This is a genomic window from Corynebacterium sp. CTNIH16 (assembly GCF_032821655.1).
Lineage (GTDB): Bacteria > Actinomycetota > Actinomycetes > Mycobacteriales > Mycobacteriaceae > Corynebacterium > Corynebacterium marquesiae.
The window spans coordinates 32,743-48,950 of record NZ_JAVBIG010000002.1; the positions used below are offsets into that span (position 1 = coordinate 32,743).

Sequence of the window (16,208 nt, forward strand, 5' to 3'; positions counted from 1 at the left end):
ACTCCTATTCGGGTTGGTGGGGATCCTTATTATCCGGATTCGGATAAGGCCACGGGTTTGGTGAGCAGGTCACATCCTCATCAGGATAGACCTCGCTGGGCTTGCGATCGTGCAATTCTTTGTTGTTAAGGTCCAAGGTCTGCTGCATCATGATCGGCGCTAGCTTGCCCTGGCCGCCACACGGCTGGTGGGCCGCATAGCCAATGGCATGACCCAACTCATGGTTGATGACGTACTGGCGATAATTGCCCAAATCGCCTTCAAAAGGCGTGGCGCCGCGCACCCAGCGGGCCTCGTTGATAATGGTGGTGGACTCGCCCGTAATGGTGGTGTGGCAGGAGGTTTCCGTTTCAATCTTCTCGCCACAGCGCTCTGCGGCGGTGCCGAGCGAAGTCAGCTGGATGCGGGTATCCGGTTCCGCATCAGCGGCCACGTGCTCGAACTCAAAGTCCTTATGCGCGGTCCAGCCGCGCGGGTCAGACAAGGTGGCCTCCACCATGGCGGCAAAAGACTCATCGCCTCCATACGGTGCGGTGTTAAGGCCATCTTCTACCTCGATGGAATAGCGCACCTTTTGCTCGCCGCCCTTACCGGTAACGGCGCCAGGCTCGCCTACCTCGTGGAAGGTGCCCTTGCCCTGCTTGGTATAGGAGCCACCGGGCGGCATCTCGCTGATTTCCCGCTTGACCGCTGCAGCATCGGCAGGATCAGGGCCCATCTTCTCCGTACTCGTTGGGGCAGCCTCGCTAGTGCCTTCCGCCTTTTCTTCAGAGGAAGACGCGGTGGCGATATCGACGATGAACCAAATGGTCAGCGCGATCATGAGGGGGATAGCCACTACGCGCCACCAGCCATATTGACGCGCAAACCGGACCACCGCATTGGGGTGGTCCGGCGCATGGCCCTGGCTCTGGTGGGCGTGGCGAGTCTCCCTTTTTTCCATGGGGCCTTAGGTTACCCGTTTGTATTTAAAAAAGCTGAATCAGCAGCCCTATGCGCTCGCCTTAGGCGCCAGCGAATCCCACGGCGTGCTTCTTTGCAATGCCGACCTCGACGTAGACCACGCGGTCAGTGCGCACGAGGTACTTGCGGCCCTTGTCATCTTCCAATTCCAGGGTGGAGTTATCCGCCAGGGCACTGTTGATCTTCTGCGTCAGCTCGGCTTGGTCACCTGCAGCGCTAATGACCAGCTCGCGAGCGGTATCCGCGAAACCAAACTTGATATCCATGAAGATTCCTCCTCTAACTAGAGTTTTATTGTCAATGGCCCCACTATAACCATCCCAGCTACTATCAAGGTGTGTCTGACATAAAATCCCAGCCACCGAGCTTCGCGGAACTCGGCGTTGCGGCCGAAATCTGCGATGGTCTCGCCACTCGTGGCATCACGCGTACTTTTGCAATCCAGGAATTAACCCTGCCCATCGCGCTATCTGGCCAGGACTTGATTGGCCAAGCGCGCACTGGCATGGGCAAGACCTATGGCTTTGGCGTGCCGCTTTTGGACCGCGTCTTTGATGACGCCGATATCGACGAGCTCGATGGCACCCCGCGCGCCCTCGTGGTGGTCCCCACCCGCGAGCTTGCCCAGCAGGTCACCGAGGACTTGCAGGTGGCTGCCGCCCACCTGCCCGTGCGCTTAGCCTCCATTTACGGCGGCCGTCCCTACGAGGAACAGATCAAAAAGCTCAACAAGGGCGTAGATGTCATCATTGGCACGCCTGGCCGATTGATCGATCTCCACGAACGCGGCGAACTGCAGCTAGATCGCGTGGCTATCTTGGTGCTCGATGAGGCCGACGAGATGCTGGATCTGGGCTTTTTGCCCTCGGTGGAGGCTATCCTCAAGGCACTCGATGGCAATGCCCACCAAACCATGCTCTTTTCCGCCACGATGCCGGGCGCAATTTTGACCCTCGCCCGCCGGTTTATGGAAAAACCCATCCATATCCGCGCCGAATCCGGCGAGCAGGATTTCACCCATTCCTCCACTCGCAAGGTCACCTTCCAGGCCCACCGCATGGATAAGGTTGCCGTCGTCGCCCACGCCCTGCAGGCCTCCGGCCGCGGGCGCACCATCATCTTCGCTCGCACCAAGCGCGCGGCCGCCCAGTTGGCCGATGACCTTGCCCGGCGCGGCTTCCACGTGGGCGCGGTCCATGGCGATCTGGGGCAAAAGTCGCGCGAGAAGTCGCTCCATGCCTTCCGCACCGGCCAGGTGGATATCTTGGTCGCCACCGATATTGCCGCCCGCGGCATCGACGTTGATGATGTCACCCACGTCATCAACTATCAGGTTCCGGATGATCCGATGACCTTTGTCCATCGCATTGGCCGCACGGGTCGCGCCGGCCATACGGGCACCGCTATCACCATGGTGGGCTATGATGAGCTGGGCAAATGGCAGGTTATTAATGATGAGCTGGATTTGGGTGAGCCGAATCCGCCGCAGTGGTTCTCCACGTCCCCGGAGCTGGCCCAGGCTCTAGACATCCCCGCGGAGGTAGAGGAAACTGTCGGCCCTGAGACCAAGGTCGTGGGCCAGGTGCCTGTCCGCGAGAAATCCCCCACCCGTACCACCGCGCGCCGCGGCAGCTCCCGGCGCAGGCGAGGAGGCCGCCGATGACTAAAGCTCCCATTTTGCGCTCGACCCCCGCCGATTGGAAGGCTACCGGCATTATTGCCGTGGTCTGCGCCATCGCGGTCGGCGGGGCGGCTATTACCGCCAATATTAATCAAGCGCATCTCAGCCAAGCGGCCGTTCCTGGGGATAAGGATGCACCCGCGCTTGCCGACGTCCCCGAGGCCCTCCACGAGTCCTTCAGCCTCCCCAACGAACCAGTACCCGGCCAATACCGGGCGGTTTCGGCACACGGCCTGACCATCACGCACGCCGATCACACGCTCACCGCAACCAACCCGGACGGTTCCGAGGCTTGGACTTATGAGCGCACGGACGCGGATCTGTGCTCGCTGTCTACTGCGTGGGGCAAAATCGTGGCGTCGTATAAAACCGGCGTGGGCTGCGGGGATACCGTGGCAATTGAGGCTGCGACCGGTGAGTATGACAGCACCCGCAGCGCCGTCAACTCGGAAGAGGTAGTACCCGTTTCCTCTAATGACCGGGTAGGAACTGTCTCCACTGACCGCATCGATTTGTGGCGCTCCGATTTGGTGCGCACCGTGGAATACGGTGATGTGGAGGCAAAGCAGGAGCCGGACAAGCAACCGCACGAGGACTGCTCGATTAGCTCCGCCCTTACCCGTACCGAGAATTTAGTGCTGACCGAGTCCTGCCCCGATAAGCCGGGCACGACCTGGTTGCGCTTCCAGGACACCACCCCTGATGATTCCCGTGAGCCCGATATCGCCGCCGATGTGGACATAGCCACCGACGGCGCCCGCCTTATCGCTGTGGGGCAAAAGGCCGCCGCTATCTACCGCCCAGGCCCGCACCCCACAATCGAGTCCTATGACAATAAGGGAGAAAAGCTGGACTCTACTTCGGCAGAACGCTCTCCAGACATAGACGCGGGCGCCTCCCCATTCGCCCCGGCAACCGCGGACCTGCCGCACCATATGACCTGGTTTGATGGCTCCCGCCTCTACCTTTTTAAACCGAGCGACCTCGCAGTGGATCACGTGGTGGACGATGCCATCGGCACCCCCATCGCCGTCGCCGAGCACATGTTGGTACCTACCAAAGCAGGCATTGCTGTCATGGATTGGTCCACCGGCAAAACCCTGCGAACCATCCCGGTTGATCGCGGCAGCTATCACGGCCCCGTCTACCTCACCTTGGCGGGAGACACCATCGTGGAAACCCGCGGCGATCAGGTCGTGGGTCTAAGCGCCGATTAATCCGCCCTGCAACACATAAAGGGCCACGCCTTCCGTTTTTCCCGGGGCGCGGCCCTTGTGCGCGTGGCAGCGAATTTAAAAGTTTGCTGCCGCCCACTCCGTGGAAGCGCGGACGAACATCAGCAGGAAGATGACTACTGCGGCGCTTACCAAAGTGACCGCACCAAGTAACGGCGATCCACCGCTAAACATCTGGAAGGAGCTCGCTGCCAAGATGAGCTCGACCAGGATAATGGCTCCCCTACCCCAGCGCTTTCCTTTGACCATGGCCCAAGCGCCGACGATGACAAAACCAAAGACAATAAAGATAAATAGTGCGGTGCCTAGCCCCACAAAGCTTCCGGAGCCCGAGTCCGACACCATGGAACCATTTTCTGCGCCGGTCACCTCGCGCACAATCAGGAAGATACCGAAGCAGATGACGGTGATGGACTGAACCACGGCGAGCGCTGCGGCCACAAGGACCGGCTGTGGCGCGCCCTGCTGGGTCTTCGCCTCACGCGCCGGCTGCGGCGAGGTCACACTTTGCTTTTTGTTTACCTGCTTTTTCTTCTGCTTAGACACAAAGCCACAGTCTACTCACCGGTCAACGCCATTTCCTTGTGCGCCACTCAGGTTTCGCGGGGGCAGGAGTTGGCCGGGCAGATTTGACGCTTCTTCAGTCACCACACTCAAGGATTTTTGGACAATACTCCAGTTCAGCGAGTTTCTCACAGGGTTCTTTCAACTCATACGTCGCGCTAAATGACCCCCACACTAGTTTCATTCACGTGAGGTTGACCACAATTTTGCCTCTACCCCTAGCGGAGTCTGAGTAACCATGTCATGATTCTGGGGTAGCAAAAAGAAAGAGGACGTAAACCTCTTCTTAACTTGAAGGAAACTTCAAGTAACCACAATGTGAACCATTGGCGGCGGCGACGCTGGCCCGACCTCGAGACCGGGCCCCACTGCACGCAGACCAGTTCACACAACCACCCACCCTGGCATTGGTTGCTTTTCATTTTCGTGAAAAGCGCTTGTGCTTACTGCTGTCGAATTTTTGTTAGGAGATATCAATCATGGATTGGCGCCACGAAGCTGTTTGCCGCGACGAAGACCCCGAGCTGTTCTTCCCAGTAGGCAATTCTGGTCCTGCACTTACCCAAATCGCTAAGGCCAAGCTGGTCTGCAACCGCTGCCCTGTTGCCTCTTCCTGCCTGAAGTGGGCACTGGAATCCGGCCTGGACGCCGGCGTCTGGGGCGGCCTGTCTGAAGAAGAGCGCCGCGCCCTCAAGCGTCGCCGCAATCGCGGCCGTGGCCGCGCCCGCGTTTCCGCTTAATAAACGGCCCCCAATTTTCGTTTCGGCGCCCTTAGCCGCTACAGTTGAATAAAGTTCAGATACCCTCAACGAAGGAGTGCGCAATGAGCAAGCGTGGTCGCAAGCGCAAGGATCGCCGCAAGAAGTCCGCTAATCACGGCAAGCGTCCTGGCGCATAACGCACAGCATTACTCAAAGCCCGGTTCCCTCGGTCACTTCGACCGTAGAACCGGGTTTTTGCTATGCCAGACGCAAATCGATGTCGTCTCCTAACTCCCCGCTTGACCTCTCCGTGCCTTAAGTCCAATGTGATCGGGCCGAACTGAACACATTGGGGTCTCAATTCGGCCCTTCCGCCCTCAATTCGGCCCGATCAGTATGGACTCAAACAAAAAGTTGAAAGATCATGAGACCAGACCCCACCACAGCGGGTGAGCAACAGTGGCTACCACGCCGTGTCGATGCGGGTGATCTCTATCGAAATGCGGCGGCGCAGCGCCTGCGGCGCCTTAGCCTGGCCGTTACAACAGTTGCGCACTAGGGAGCGGATAATCTCCTCGCTCTCGAGGCGCTGCTGACAGAAATCGCACTGGGCGATGTGCTCGCGGATAGCGAGTGCGCGGGCATAGGTGGTCGATTCATCGAGAAGCTCGCACAGGAGGGCCTGTACCTCTGGGGAGCTACACGCACCACAGTTGTGTTCCGTTGCGCGGTCCATTACTTCTCCTCCATGTCTGGGTGTTCTAATCCAATGCCTTGTTCTCGTGCCACGTCTTTCAACGCTTTCCGGAGCAATTTTCTTCCCCGGTGCAACCGGGACATCACCGTGCCCAGTGGAGTATCCATAATTTCTGCAATTTCTTTATACGCCAAGCCCTCTACATCCGCGTAGTACACCACCATCCGGTAGTCATCGGGCAGGTCATTCATGGCCTCTGAAATGGTGGCATTTGGCATGTCCTTAAGCGCAGCTACCTCGGCGGATTCCAGGCCAGTGGAATCGTGTCCCGCGGTGGTATAGAGCTGAAAATCGCTCAGGTCATCGGCCGAAGACTCCGTGGGCCGGCGCTTCGCCTTGCGGTAGGAGTTGATGTAGTTATTGGTCATGATGCGATACAGCCAAGCCTTAAGGTTTGTACCTTGCTTGAAGGAATGAAAGGACTTATAGGCCTTGAGGTAGGTCTCCTGCACGAGGTCCTCAGCATCTTGCGGGTTGCGCGTCATGCGCAGGGCACCGCCGTAGAGCTGGTCTAGCAGGGGCAGCGCTTCCGCTTCGAAGCGGCGCTGCAGCTCCTTTTCGCTGATTGTTCCTTTAGCCACAATTTCTATCCTAACGCGTAGCGCTAGAATCCCAGGCATGTCCAAAAAGTCCCCGCATGCAGCCACCCCAGCGCTCAAAGTCGTGGAAGACGCCAGCGTAGACCACCATGTGTACACCTTTGAGGCGGGCAAGGATCACTTCGGCGATCACGCCGCGGCGGCCCTCGAGGTAGAGCCGGAACGCGTGCTCAAAACCTTGGTCATCGATTTAACGGCAGGCAAGGGGCCCAAGCGGAAGTTGGCGGTGTGCGTAATCCCTACCACCCACCACCTGAGCCTTAAGAAAGCCGCGGCCGCCCACGGCGTTTCTAAGGCCGCCATGGCGGATCCGCATGACGCGTCCAAGTCATCCGGATATATTCCCGGCGGCATTTCCCCGCTGGGCCAGAAGAACCCGCTGCCCACGGTCATTGAGGAAACCGCCGTGCTTTTCGATACCGTCTTTATTTCCGGCGGGCGCCGCGGGCTAGATATCGAGCTCAATGCGGAGGACCTCGCAGAGCTGTGCTCTGCTAGCTTTGCCGATCTACTCGCCGAGTAGCTCCGGATAATCGTTGGATACGCTGCCCACAGCCTTGTCAGCGGGGTGGGTGTGGAAGCCACGCAGGGGCGTCGGCAAGAGCAGCTCAGCGGCTTCTTCGGGGCTACCCTCCAGCCAGGTACGCATTTCTTCGGCCGCCAAGAAGCGGGGCAGGCGGTGGTGCAGCCACTCCATTTCTTCCGTAGCTGCAGTGGTGACAATCGTGGCAGACAGGCGGTCTAGGCCGGTGTCCCACAGGCCTGCCGCCCACAACAGGCCCTCTTCCGCGCGGACGAAATAGGGCTGCTTGCCGCCTTCTTCCTGGTGCCATTCGTAGTAGCCGTTCATGGGAATAAGGCAGCGCTGCTCTTTAAAGGCATGCCGGAAGGAGGGTTTGGTGGCCACCGTTTCCGCCCGGGCGTTAAACAGCGGCGGGCCGTCCAGGTCCTTCTTCCAGTGCGGCAGAAGTGCCCACCGCGCAGGGTCGACTTGGGCGAGGCTTTCGCGCACGCGCACCATCGCCACCGGCTGGGTGGGTGCAATATTGTAGCGCGGGCCTGGGGTGCCTTGTGGGGCATGTACCTCTGTGACTCCGAGCAGCGCTCCCACCTCATCAAGAAGGGACTCGGTAAAAAGAACGAATCTTCCGCACATGCCCTCTATTATGGACGATATGTCTCAACCATGGTCCGCCCCGCAAGCGGCAGGCCCCATTACGTGGGCCCAGCACGTGCCGGGCTCGAAGTCTATTACCAACCGCGCCTTCATTCTGGCGGCGTTGGCCGATGGCCCTTCTACCCTGCGCGCGCCACTCATCTCGCGCGATTCGCAGCTGATGGAAAAGGCCCTGGAATCTATGGGCGTGCGCTTCGAGCACGACGGCGAGGATATCCACGTCACCCCAGGCCCGCTTAAGGGTGCCACGGTGGACTGCGGCCTGGCCGGCACGGTCATGCGCTTTATCCCGCCGGTTGCGGCCCTGGCGGACGAAACCGTTCTTGTCGACGGCGACGAGCAGGCCTACGCCCGCCCCATGTCCACCACCCTGGATGCACTGCGCCAGCTCGGCGTCGAGGTGGACGGCGATAGCCTGCCTTTTAGCGTGTGCTCGCACGGAGTGCCGGAAGGCGGCGAGGTTACCATTGATGCCTCTGGGTCATCGCAGTTCGTCTCCGGACTTTTGCTGGCCGGTGCGCGCTTTGCACAGGGCATTACCGTCACCCACAAAGGCGCTCCCCTGCCCTCCATGCCGCACGTAGAAATGACCGTAGGCATGCTGCGCCAAGCCGGCGTACGCGTGGATTCCGGCGAGAATACGTGGACCGTGCACCCCGGTCCGATCGCAGGCCGAGAGTGGACCATCGAGCCGGATCTATCCAATGCCACGCCTTTCCTTGCCGCCGCTGCCGTCACCGGCGGCCGCGTGACCATTAAGCGCTGGCCTGCCAATACCACCCAGCCGGGCGACGCCATTCGGCATATTTTGGTGGATATGGGTGTCATGGTCACCCAAGAGCCGGGCTTTGTCACTGCCAAGGGCGCCAAAGACGGCGCGCTGCAGGGCATCGAGCGCAACATGGGCGACATTGGTGAGCTCACCCCCACCGTCGCGGCGCTGTGTGCCCTGGCGGCTACCCCCTCTACCCTTACCGGCATTGCCCACCTGCGCGGTCACGAGACCGACCGTTTGAAGGCGCTGGCGGATAATATCAACGCCCTCGGAGGCAAGGTCACCGAGCTTGCCGACGGTCTGCACATCGACCCCGCCCCTCTCCATGGCGGAGAGTGGCCGTGCTACGCGGATCACCGCATAGCCACCGCAGGTGCCATCCTCGGTCTGAAGGTGCCGGATATAGCGATCGAAGATATTTCTACCACTGCGAAGACCCTTCCCGGCTTCGACCGCATGTGGGAGACAATGGTGGACCCCGAGCAACAGGAGAGCAATGGCTAGGCGTTTCGGCTCCTTTGATGAATCCGATGTGCGCGTGCGCCCCGGCAAGGGCTCGCGGCCGCGCACTAAAGACCGCCCCAAGCACAAAAATGCCAAGTTCGGCATGGTCATAACCAAAGACCGTGGGCGCTGGGGCGTAGCACTAGACGACGGCCCGCGGGTCACCGCCATGCGCGCCCGTGAGCTGGGCCGCACCGCCATCGAGGTGGGCGACCGCGTGGGCGTGGTGGGCGATACCTCCGGCAAGAAGGACACCCTAGCGCGCATAGTGAAACTCGAAGAGCGCACCTCCGTCCTCCGGCGCACGGCCGATGACACCGACCCTTATGAGCGCATCGTGGTGGCGAATGCGGACCAGATGCTCATCGTCACCGCCGTGGCCGATCCGCCGCCGCGCTCTGGGTTTGTCGAGCGCGCCCTCATCGCTGCGTTTGTGGGCAATATCCACCCCATCCTGTGCCTGACCAAAACCGATCTCACGGATCCTGCCCCCTTCGCGGCCGAGTTCGCCGATCTTAATGTCACGGTGGTGGAAGCCGGCGTCGAAGACGGACTTGAGGCGGTGCGCCACCACATCGACGGCCACGTCACCGCGCTCATCGGACATTCCGGCGTGGGTAAATCCACACTGGTCAACCGATTGGTACCGGATGCGGATAGGGAGACAGGGGAAGTATCGGGCGTCGGCAAAGGCAGGCACACCTCCACCCAATCGGTGGCGCTCCCCCTCCCCGCCGAGGACGCATTCACCGACGGCTGGATTATCGATACCCCAGGCATTCGTTCCTTTGGCCTCGCACACGTGGATGCCGATGACGTGCTTGGCGTCTTTGAAGACCTTGCCGCAGCCATCGAGGACTGCCCCCGCGGTTGTACGCATATGGGCCCGCCTGCGGATCCAGAATGCGGCCTCGATAACCCTGCGCTTATCCCCCCTGATACCGCCAGTGCGCGGCGGCGCGACGCGGTGCGCGGCCTACTCGAGGCCCTGCGCACCAACGTGGACTGGGAAAATTAGAGGTGGAAGCCGGTATCGGCCATAACACCCAAAATGCCATCCACGATGCCGAAGAATACGTCGAGGATCTGGCCCCAGGTGCCCTGGGACGAGGTCTCTAGCAGCGCCAGCCACGGGGTGGTGGGCACGGCGTCGGCAGCCGCATCCGAAGCTGGGGTGGTATCTGCCAGGGCTGCTGGCGCGGCAATGAGGGCTGCGCCTGCGGTAACGGTGGCCGCAGCGATGTTCTTGAAACGCTGAGTCATATTGTCTCCTTGAGTATTTAGAGCAGTTCTACCAGGAACGGCAGCTCGGTGGGGTGATAAAAGGCCATGAACTTATCCAGTGCATCGCCTACAGCCAGCTCCGCATCCTCATCGCCAAGGTCTGCGGTATCGATAGCCTCGATGGCCTTCGCTGTGGTTTCCTCGGACTCTGCAATATCCACGTGGATGGCCGCTAGGTCATCCTTGCTAATCTGCGCCGGATTGAGCTCTACCACCGGCTCGCCCATATCCGGGCGTGGGGTGAGGACAGAATCATCCAGGTCTACTGAGATGACCACGCGGCGGTGCGGGAACTGCTCTTCATCGCCAATGGCCAAAAGGCGCATGGAGGCCATAGAGGCCTCGAGGAATGCTGAGTAGGCGATTTCTTCTTCATCGCCCTCGGTATAGAACTCCTGCAGCGCAGGGGTCACCATAAAGCCCCAGCCGGAGCGTGCGGACAGGGAGCCGGTTTCTTCCAGCTCCGCCAGCATGGCGTAGGTCGCGGGGATATAAACGCGGGCTTTAGCCACTAAAATTCACCTTCAATATCGAAGACTGCCTGGATTTCTACAGAGACGCGATCAAAGCTGGTGTACAAAAAGCCCACCATGCCGGATTCCACGGCGGCGCGCACGTTGAGGATGGAATCATCGATCATGACGCAGTCATTGAGCGGCAGCTCTAGGGCATCAGCGGCCGCTTGGAAGGCAGCGACCTCAGGCTTTTCCGCCCCCACCTCGCCGGAAAGAACGACTGCGTCGACGTTGCCGCGGTACTCCCACTCGCGGATGTGCTCCGCGCCTGGTCCGCCTGGGTCATTGGACAGGATGGCGGTTGCTGCGCCATTTGCCTTGGCAGCGGCCAGCAGCGCCTTCCAGCGGCGGTTGTCTTCTTCGGTGCCATCAAGGACGCCGACATAGTCAACGATTAGACCACGCATGTACTTAAATCCTTTGGTTACGATTCTCTTTAACTCCCCGAGAGTATAGCGAACCGCGCGCGCATTCGCGCCCACCCCTTTCAGGAAACCCTCAGAAATGGCGGGGTTGGGGCGGGCATGAGACAATTATCACGCGTCCGCCTCCTGCCCTTATGCAGGAGCATTACTTCCCCACCATGTACGAGCCCATTCCTGGCTACTCGCACCTCAAACTCTTCATTGCGCCCCACCGTGTGCGCTATGGCCGCTTGCCGACGTCCGCGGAAGTCGCCGCCCAACACCGCATCCAAGGCTGGGTAGTCTTCGCGCTCGAGGTAGCCGCCGGCTATCGTCCGCTAGCCCATCTCAATTCCGCACGCTATTCGGATGCCATCCGTCTACACATTGGCTCGTGGGTCCGCCGGCGCACAAGCCCCTACGCCACGGACAAACTGCAATTGACCAGCCTGCACGCGCGGCCCAATGGCGAGTACTTTGGCTCCGCCTACATAGGCCAACAGCAGCATGCATTTACCGGCTCGGCGAGCCCCACCGGTCTAACGTCATTCCGCTTGCTTTAGCCCTGCGGGCAGGGCTTGGCGCCTAGGAAAAGAACTGGCCCAGGTGAGAAAGGATCTCGGACCAGTCGAGTGCGGACCATCCGAATCCGACGGCGCTGGCCAGCGCCGCTAAACCGGTGGCCAGAAGGCCGCCTTCAAAGACGGATAGACCGGAAGGCTCGTTCGCCGTCACGTCCGTGGGTACGGTTCCCACAGCATGGTGCGACGCGGCGGCCTGCTCCAGGGGCGCATTGACTTGCTTGGTGATGGTGACAATATCGCGCAGCGCCGCCGCATAGGCCGGAAACTCACCTGGGAAGGCGGAGCCAGTATCCCCGATGGTCGGCAGCTGGGTACGCGGAGAGGTCGCCGCGTTGCCGGCGGGGGCCTGCGGCACGTCCTTGTTGAATTCACCCAGCTCGGCGCGGATTACTGCCTGGGCATAGTTGGCGCCCAGCATGTCGAGGTAATCCAGTACGGCCGCTTCGGTGTACTGCTTGCCGTCTAGGGATTGCGTCCGTCCCTCTGGCTCCCACGGAAAATCCAGCGGCGTGGAATAAATATTGCCATCGGTGCGCGCTGTATTGAGCCGGGCTTTGCCAAAGTAGTACTCGAAGGCGGCGTCCGCCTTGTCCTGGGACAAAATTCCATCGGTCACCAATGCTTCCTTGCGCTGGGTAGCAATGGCCAGGATGGCCGCGGCTGCGTTATCCTGCTCAATTTTTTCGCCCGAATCCAAAATGATGCGCAACGAGGTGGCAGACTCACGCTGCATCTCATAGGCCACGGCCGGCGTGGCGCCACCGAGCAAGGTGGCAGACAAGAGCGTCGTAATACCGAGACGCAAAGAGCGGCGGCGCATCGTCAGTGGGCCCCTCACAGGAAATAAGCAGAATGGACAGGTTTCTTATATTCTACTCATTTTTTCCTGAAAAGAAACCTGCCCCGCTCCCACTATCACGAGCGGGGCGGGGCGGGGTTGGGCGTGGTTGAAGGAAGGACGCCGAGGCCTATGCCTCTACGGTGCCCTCACCGTTGCCGGAAGCGGTAGCAGCGGATTCGCCGGCCTGCTCCTCTTCCTGCTGCTTGAACTGCTTGCGCAGCATAAACAGCTGGCGGACGGTCTCTTCCTTCACGGCATCGTTCATGGCGTTGAACATCTCACCGCCCTCCTTCTGGTACTCCACCAGCGGGTCGCGCTGCGCCATCGCGCGCAGGCCGATGCCCTCCTTGAGGTAGTCCATCTCATAGAGGTGCTCGCGCCACTTCTGGTCAATGATCGGCAGGATGACCATACGCTCGGTATTGCGCATCTGCTGCTCGCCGCCAATGGCGGTCACAGACTCTTCGAGCTTGTCGTACTCATTATTGGCGTCCTGTACCAAGGCGTCGCGAAGCTGCTCAGCAGAAAGCTCACCCGGGGAACCATACTCGGAGCCTTCAACCAGCTCCTCATGGGAAATGGTGGGACCGTAGAGGGAATCCAACGCATTCCACAGCGCGTCCAAATCCCAGTCCTCCACGTAGCCGGTGGCGGTAGCGCCGGCGACATAAGCGGACACGGTGTCATCGATCATGCCGCGAATATTGTGCTGAATATCGCCGGCATCGAGGATATCGTGGCGAGTAGCGTAGACCACCTTGCGTTGCTCGTTGAGCACCTCGTCGTACTTAAGAACGTTTTTACGCATCTCAAAGTTTTGGTTCTCCACCTGCGCTTGGGCGCCCTTGATGGAGTTGGAGACCATCTTGGCTTCGATGGGGACATCGTCCGGCACATTGAGGCGGTTCATCATGTTCTCCATGGACTGGCCCACGAAGCGCACCATCAATTCATCGCGCATGGACAGGTAGAAGCGGGTCTCACCCGGGTCACCCTGGCGGCCAGTACGACCACGCAGCTGGTTATCAATGCGGCGGGACTCGTGACGCTCGGTACCCAGCACGTAGAGGCCACCGGCCTCGCGCACCTGGTCACCCAGCTTCTTAGAGCGCTCCCTTTCGGAATCGATTTCTGCTTCCCAGGCCTCCTGGTACTTCTCTTCATCCTCGAATGGATCGAGGCCGCGCTCGCGCAGCTTCTCATCGAGGATGACCTCGGGGTTACCACCAAGCACGATATCGGTACCACGGCCGGCCATGTTGGTAGCCACGGTGACGGTGCCGGGGCGGCCCGCACGGGCGATGATCTGCCCTTCTTCCTCGTGGTGCTTAGCATTGAGCACGTTGTGCTTGATGCCGCGCTTAGACAGCAGCTGAGACAGGTACTCGGAGCGCTCCACGGAGGTGGTACCGACCAGAACTGGCTGGCTGGACTCGACGTGCTCGGCAATATCGTCCACTACGGCGGCGAACTTAGCTTCCTGCGTCTTGTAGATGCGGTCAGAGTGGTCGGCACGCTGATTCGGCTTATTGGTAGGAATCGGCACCACATCCAGGCCATAGATGGAGTGCAGCTCGGCAGCCTCGGTTTCTGCCGTACCGGTCATGCCGGAGATCTTCTCGTACAGGCGGAAGTAGTTCTGCAGGGTAACGGTAGCCAGGGTCTGGTTCTCGTTTTTGATCTCCACCTGCTCCTTGGCCTCAATGGCCTGGTGCATGCCCTCGTTGTAGCGGCGTCCGGCCAGCACGCGGCCGGTGAAGCCGTCCACGATCATGACTTCGCCATTGCGAACGATGTAGTCCTTGTCGCGGGTGAAAAGCTCCTTGGCCTTCAGGGCGTTGTTCAGGTAGGACACCAACTGGGAGTGCTCGGGGGCGTAGAGGTTATCGATGCCGAGCTGATCCTCAACGTATTCCACGCCCTCTTCCAGCACGCCGATGGTGCGCTTCTTGTGGTCCACCTCGTAGTGAATGCCTTCGCGCATGCGCGGTGCTAGCTGGGCAAAGACGCTGTAGAACTGAGAGGAACCGTCAACCGGGCCGGAGATGATGAGTGGCGTACGGGCTTCATCGATAAGGATCGAGTCAACCTCGTCCACGATGCAGAAGTTGTGGCCGCGCTGGACCACATCATTAAGGGAGCGGACCATGTTATCGCGCAGGTAGTCAAAGCCCAGCTCATTATTGGTGCCGTAGGTAATGTCGCAATCGTAGGCAGCCTTACGCTCTGGCGGGCGCATCTCAGACAGGATGACGCCCACAGACAGGCCAAGCCAGCGGTGGACACGGCCCATCATCTCGGCGTCGCGCTTTGCCAAGTAATCGTTAACGGTCACGATGTGGACGCCCTTGCCATCAAGGGCGTTGAGGTAGGCCGGCAGCAGCGAGGTCAGGGTCTTGCCCTCACCGGTGCGCATCTCGGCGACGTTGCCGAAGTGCAGGGCCGCACCGCCCATGATCTGCACGCGGTAGTGCTTCTGATCGAGGACGCGCCAAGCAGCCTCACGGACGGTGGCAAAAGCCTCGAGCAAGATGTCATTCATCTCCTCGCCGTCTCGCAGGCGAGTCTTAAACTCGTCGGTCTTTGCCTTAAGCTCGTCGTCCGAAAGCTCCGCGTACTTATCCTCAAGGGCAATTACATCGTCTGCCATTTTGCCCAGGCGCTTGACCGTACGGCCCTCGCCCGCGCGCAGCAGCTTGGAAAGTCCAAACACGGTTAGTTAGTCCTTCTAGTCGCGACAATAAAGTTAACTCGTCGCTATTGTACTCACTCGCTTTCACAAAGCATCTCCCGCCTAGCACCTAGGGCAAGCGCACAGCCTCCGTTCAGCCTGTATATCCCCCGGAACCTGCTTGCCGGCACCCCCTCCCCTAACCACAAATTCGACCCTGCTGCATACACGCAGCAGGGTCATTAACTAAGAGAAGTAGAAGCTTCTTTAAGCTTCAGCGTCTTCCGATAGGGAGATAATGCCGTAGTCGTAGGCGTGGCGGCGATAGACCACGGACGGCTTATTGTTCTCCTCATTAATAAAGAGGAAGAAGTCGTGGCCCACCAGCTCCATCTCGCTCAAGGCATCATCCACGCTCATCGGGGTAGCCGGGTGCTCCTTGGTACGCACGATCTGGCCTGGTCGAACGTCCTCCACTGTCTCAGCATAAGGATCAACGTAGCGCTCTTCCTTTGCGCGCTCAGCCTCGGCTTGGGCCACCATCTCAGCAGCAATCTCACCGGTGCCCTTTTGCGCCCGGTGACCACTCTTGACGTTTTCACGGCGCACCTTCACCTTGCGCAGGGAGCGCTCCATCTTGCCCAAGGCGGTTTCAAGCGCTGCGTAGAAGGAATCTTCCTTGGCTTCGGCGCGGGCAATGTGCCCCTTACCGGTAGCGGTAATCTGAATGCGCTCCGCCTCGGAGTCACGGCGCGGGTTTGGTTCGTGCTGTAGCTCCACATGGAAGAAGGTCAGGGTGGGGTCAAGGCGTTCAATCTTGGCCAGCTTGTCATTAACTCGCTCTTGGAAGTGTTCGGGAACCTCGACGTTGCGGCCCGTAATCGTTACCTGAGCTTTGTTTGGCTGGGACATTGAGATGCCTCCCTTGAGTAGTGGGGACTAGAATCAATCAC

General features: G+C 60.0%; 20 protein-coding genes. 8 read left to right on the plus strand and 12 right to left on the minus strand.

The window, feature by feature from the left end; genetic code table 11:
- Positions 1-4: 4 nt before the first annotated feature.
- Positions 5-943, minus strand: a complete 939-nt coding sequence (locus tag RAE04_RS02110; protein ID WP_317026276.1) for a DUF3152 domain-containing protein — start codon at positions 941-943, stop codon at positions 5-7.
- Positions 944-1,004: 61 nt separating this feature from the next.
- A complete protein-coding gene (locus RAE04_RS02115; RefSeq protein WP_005322370.1) occupies positions 1,005-1,229 on the minus strand; it encodes a DUF3107 domain-containing protein in 225 nt (74 codons plus the stop codon).
- 71 nt (positions 1,230-1,300) lie between these two features.
- On the opposite strand from RAE04_RS02115, the gene RAE04_RS02120 reads away from it, so the two are divergent.
- Together RAE04_RS02120 and RAE04_RS02125 are read left to right on the plus strand one after the other, a co-directional pair.
- Entirely contained in the window at positions 1,301-2,626 is a 1,326-nt protein-coding gene (locus RAE04_RS02120) for a DEAD/DEAH box helicase (RefSeq protein ID WP_317026277.1), read from the plus strand.
- Positions 2,623-3,861: a hypothetical protein gene (locus RAE04_RS02125; protein WP_317026278.1), complete on the plus strand. Its 1,239-nt coding sequence runs from the start codon at positions 2,623-2,625 to the stop codon at positions 3,859-3,861. The genes RAE04_RS02120 and RAE04_RS02125 overlap by 4 nt, the downstream gene beginning before the upstream one ends.
- A gap of 75 nt (positions 3,862-3,936) precedes the next feature.
- On the opposite strand, the gene RAE04_RS02130 is transcribed toward RAE04_RS02125, so the two are convergent.
- Positions 3,937-4,425, minus strand: coding sequence for a hypothetical protein (locus RAE04_RS02130; protein WP_317026279.1), 489 nt, complete (start codon positions 4,423-4,425; stop codon positions 3,937-3,939).
- A gap of 497 nt (positions 4,426-4,922) precedes the next feature.
- Between RAE04_RS02130 and RAE04_RS02135 the strand changes: the two genes are divergently transcribed.
- Entirely contained in the window at positions 4,923-5,183 is a 261-nt protein-coding gene (locus RAE04_RS02135) for a WhiB family transcriptional regulator (RefSeq protein ID WP_005322377.1), read from the plus strand.
- A gap of 83 nt (positions 5,184-5,266) precedes the next feature.
- Positions 5,267-5,341: a 50S ribosomal protein bL37 gene (locus RAE04_RS11710; RefSeq protein WP_100067784.1), complete on the plus strand. Its 75-nt coding sequence runs from the start codon at positions 5,267-5,269 to the stop codon at positions 5,339-5,341.
- Between the two features lie 266 nt (positions 5,342-5,607).
- Here RAE04_RS11710 and RAE04_RS02140 read toward each other — a convergent pair whose 3' ends face one another.
- Both RAE04_RS02140 and RAE04_RS02145 read right to left on the minus strand, forming a co-directional pair.
- Entirely contained in the window at positions 5,608-5,880 is a 273-nt protein-coding gene (locus RAE04_RS02140; protein WP_198492673.1) for an anti-sigma factor, read from the minus strand.
- Positions 5,880-6,482 (minus strand): sigma-70 family RNA polymerase sigma factor, encoded by a 603-nt coding sequence (locus RAE04_RS02145; RefSeq protein WP_317026280.1) that lies wholly within the window; start codon positions 6,480-6,482, stop codon positions 5,880-5,882. The genes RAE04_RS02140 and RAE04_RS02145 overlap by 1 nt, the downstream gene beginning before the upstream one ends.
- A gap of 37 nt (positions 6,483-6,519) precedes the next feature.
- On the opposite strand from RAE04_RS02145, the gene ybaK reads away from it, so the two are divergent.
- The gene (ybaK, locus tag RAE04_RS02150; RefSeq protein ID WP_317026281.1) at positions 6,520-7,023 is read left to right on the plus strand and encodes a Cys-tRNA(Pro) deacylase; all 504 of its coding nucleotides are present in this window, start codon (positions 6,520-6,522) and stop codon (positions 7,021-7,023) included.
- Here ybaK and RAE04_RS02155 read toward each other — a convergent pair.
- Entirely contained in the window at positions 7,009-7,656 is a 648-nt protein-coding gene (locus RAE04_RS02155) for an SOS response-associated peptidase (protein ID WP_317026282.1), read from the minus strand. The genes ybaK and RAE04_RS02155 overlap by 15 nt on opposite strands.
- On the opposite strand from RAE04_RS02155, the gene aroA reads away from it, so the two are divergent.
- Complete coding sequence (gene aroA / locus RAE04_RS02160) at positions 7,655-8,956, plus strand: 3-phosphoshikimate 1-carboxyvinyltransferase (protein ID WP_317026283.1); 1,302 nt, start codon at positions 7,655-7,657, stop codon at positions 8,954-8,956. The genes RAE04_RS02155 and aroA overlap by 2 nt on opposite strands.
- Positions 8,949-9,974 (plus strand): ribosome small subunit-dependent GTPase A, encoded by a 1,026-nt coding sequence (rsgA, locus tag RAE04_RS02165; RefSeq protein WP_317026284.1) that lies wholly within the window; start codon positions 8,949-8,951, stop codon positions 9,972-9,974. The genes aroA and rsgA overlap by 8 nt, the downstream gene beginning before the upstream one ends.
- On the opposite strand, the gene RAE04_RS02170 is transcribed toward rsgA, so the two are convergent.
- Genes RAE04_RS02170 through RAE04_RS02180 form a run of 3 tightly spaced genes read right to left on the minus strand, consistent with a single transcriptional unit; the run spans position 9,971 to position 11,162 of the window.
- On the minus strand, positions 9,971-10,219 hold the full coding sequence (locus RAE04_RS02170) for a hypothetical protein (protein WP_317026285.1): 249 nt from the start codon (positions 10,217-10,219) through the stop codon (positions 9,971-9,973). The two genes, rsgA and RAE04_RS02170, sit on opposite strands and share 4 nt — an antisense overlap.
- Positions 10,220-10,236: 17 nt before the next feature.
- Positions 10,237-10,752 carry a DUF6912 family protein gene (locus RAE04_RS02175; protein WP_408933210.1) on the minus strand — a complete coding sequence of 172 codons (516 nt, stop codon included), beginning with the start codon at positions 10,750-10,752 and terminating at the stop codon, positions 10,237-10,239.
- Positions 10,752-11,162, minus strand: a complete 411-nt coding sequence (locus RAE04_RS02180) for an HAD-IA family hydrolase (protein WP_040424828.1) — start codon at positions 11,160-11,162, stop codon at positions 10,752-10,754. Before RAE04_RS02180 ends, RAE04_RS02175 begins: the two co-directional genes overlap by 1 nt.
- A 176-nt stretch (positions 11,163-11,338) precedes the next feature.
- Between RAE04_RS02180 and RAE04_RS02185 the strand changes: the two genes are divergently transcribed.
- Positions 11,339-11,722 carry a hypothetical protein gene (locus RAE04_RS02185; RefSeq protein ID WP_179387518.1) on the plus strand — a complete coding sequence of 128 codons (384 nt, stop codon included), beginning with the start codon at positions 11,339-11,341 and terminating at the stop codon, positions 11,720-11,722.
- 22 nt (positions 11,723-11,744) lie between these two features.
- On the opposite strand, the gene RAE04_RS02190 is transcribed toward RAE04_RS02185, so the two are convergent.
- From RAE04_RS02190 to hpf, 3 genes are all read right to left on the minus strand, one after another.
- Positions 11,745-12,563, minus strand: coding sequence for a hypothetical protein (locus RAE04_RS02190; protein WP_317026286.1), 819 nt, complete (start codon positions 12,561-12,563; stop codon positions 11,745-11,747).
- Positions 12,564-12,711: 148 nt separating this feature from the next.
- Positions 12,712-15,297, minus strand: coding sequence for a preprotein translocase subunit SecA (gene secA / locus RAE04_RS02195; protein WP_317026287.1), 2,586 nt, complete (start codon positions 15,295-15,297; stop codon positions 12,712-12,714).
- Between the two features lie 225 nt (positions 15,298-15,522).
- A complete protein-coding gene (hpf, locus tag RAE04_RS02200) occupies positions 15,523-16,167 on the minus strand; it encodes a ribosome hibernation-promoting factor, HPF/YfiA family (RefSeq protein ID WP_049378762.1) in 645 nt (214 codons plus the stop codon).
- Between the last annotated feature and the right edge of the window lie 41 nt (positions 16,168-16,208).

Coding starts and splice junctions, on each gene's coding strand:
- RAE04_RS02125 (WP_317026278.1), top strand. CDS start 2,623: ATGACTAAAGCTCCCATTTTGCGCTCGACCCCCGCCGATTGGAAGGCT.
- RAE04_RS02190 (WP_317026286.1), bottom strand. CDS start 12,563: ATGCGCCGCCGCTCTTTGCGTCTCGGTATTACGACGCTCTTGTCTGCC.
- ybaK (WP_317026281.1), top strand. CDS start 6,520: ATGTCCAAAAAGTCCCCGCATGCAGCCACCCCAGCGCTCAAAGTCGTG.
- hpf (WP_049378762.1), bottom strand. CDS start 16,167: ATGTCCCAGCCAAACAAAGCTCAGGTAACGATTACGGGCCGCAACGTC.
- RAE04_RS02115 (WP_005322370.1), bottom strand. CDS start 1,229: ATGGATATCAAGTTTGGTTTCGCGGATACCGCTCGCGAGCTGGTCATT.
- RAE04_RS02135 (WP_005322377.1), top strand. CDS start 4,923: ATGGATTGGCGCCACGAAGCTGTTTGCCGCGACGAAGACCCCGAGCTG.
- RAE04_RS02110 (WP_317026276.1), bottom strand. CDS start 943: ATGGAAAAAAGGGAGACTCGCCACGCCCACCAGAGCCAGGGCCATGCG.
- RAE04_RS02140 (WP_198492673.1), bottom strand. CDS start 5,880: ATGGACCGCGCAACGGAACACAACTGTGGTGCGTGTAGCTCCCCAGAG.
- rsgA (WP_317026284.1), top strand. CDS start 8,949: ATGGCTAGGCGTTTCGGCTCCTTTGATGAATCCGATGTGCGCGTGCGC.
- RAE04_RS02180 (WP_040424828.1), bottom strand. CDS start 11,162: ATGCGTGGTCTAATCGTTGACTATGTCGGCGTCCTTGATGGCACCGAA.
- RAE04_RS02155 (WP_317026282.1), bottom strand. CDS start 7,656: ATGTGCGGAAGATTCGTTCTTTTTACCGAGTCCCTTCTTGATGAGGTG.
- RAE04_RS02185 (WP_179387518.1), top strand. CDS start 11,339: ATGTACGAGCCCATTCCTGGCTACTCGCACCTCAAACTCTTCATTGCG.
- RAE04_RS02170 (WP_317026285.1), bottom strand. CDS start 10,219: ATGACTCAGCGTTTCAAGAACATCGCTGCGGCCACCGTTACCGCAGGC.
- aroA (WP_317026283.1), top strand. CDS start 7,655: ATGCCCTCTATTATGGACGATATGTCTCAACCATGGTCCGCCCCGCAA.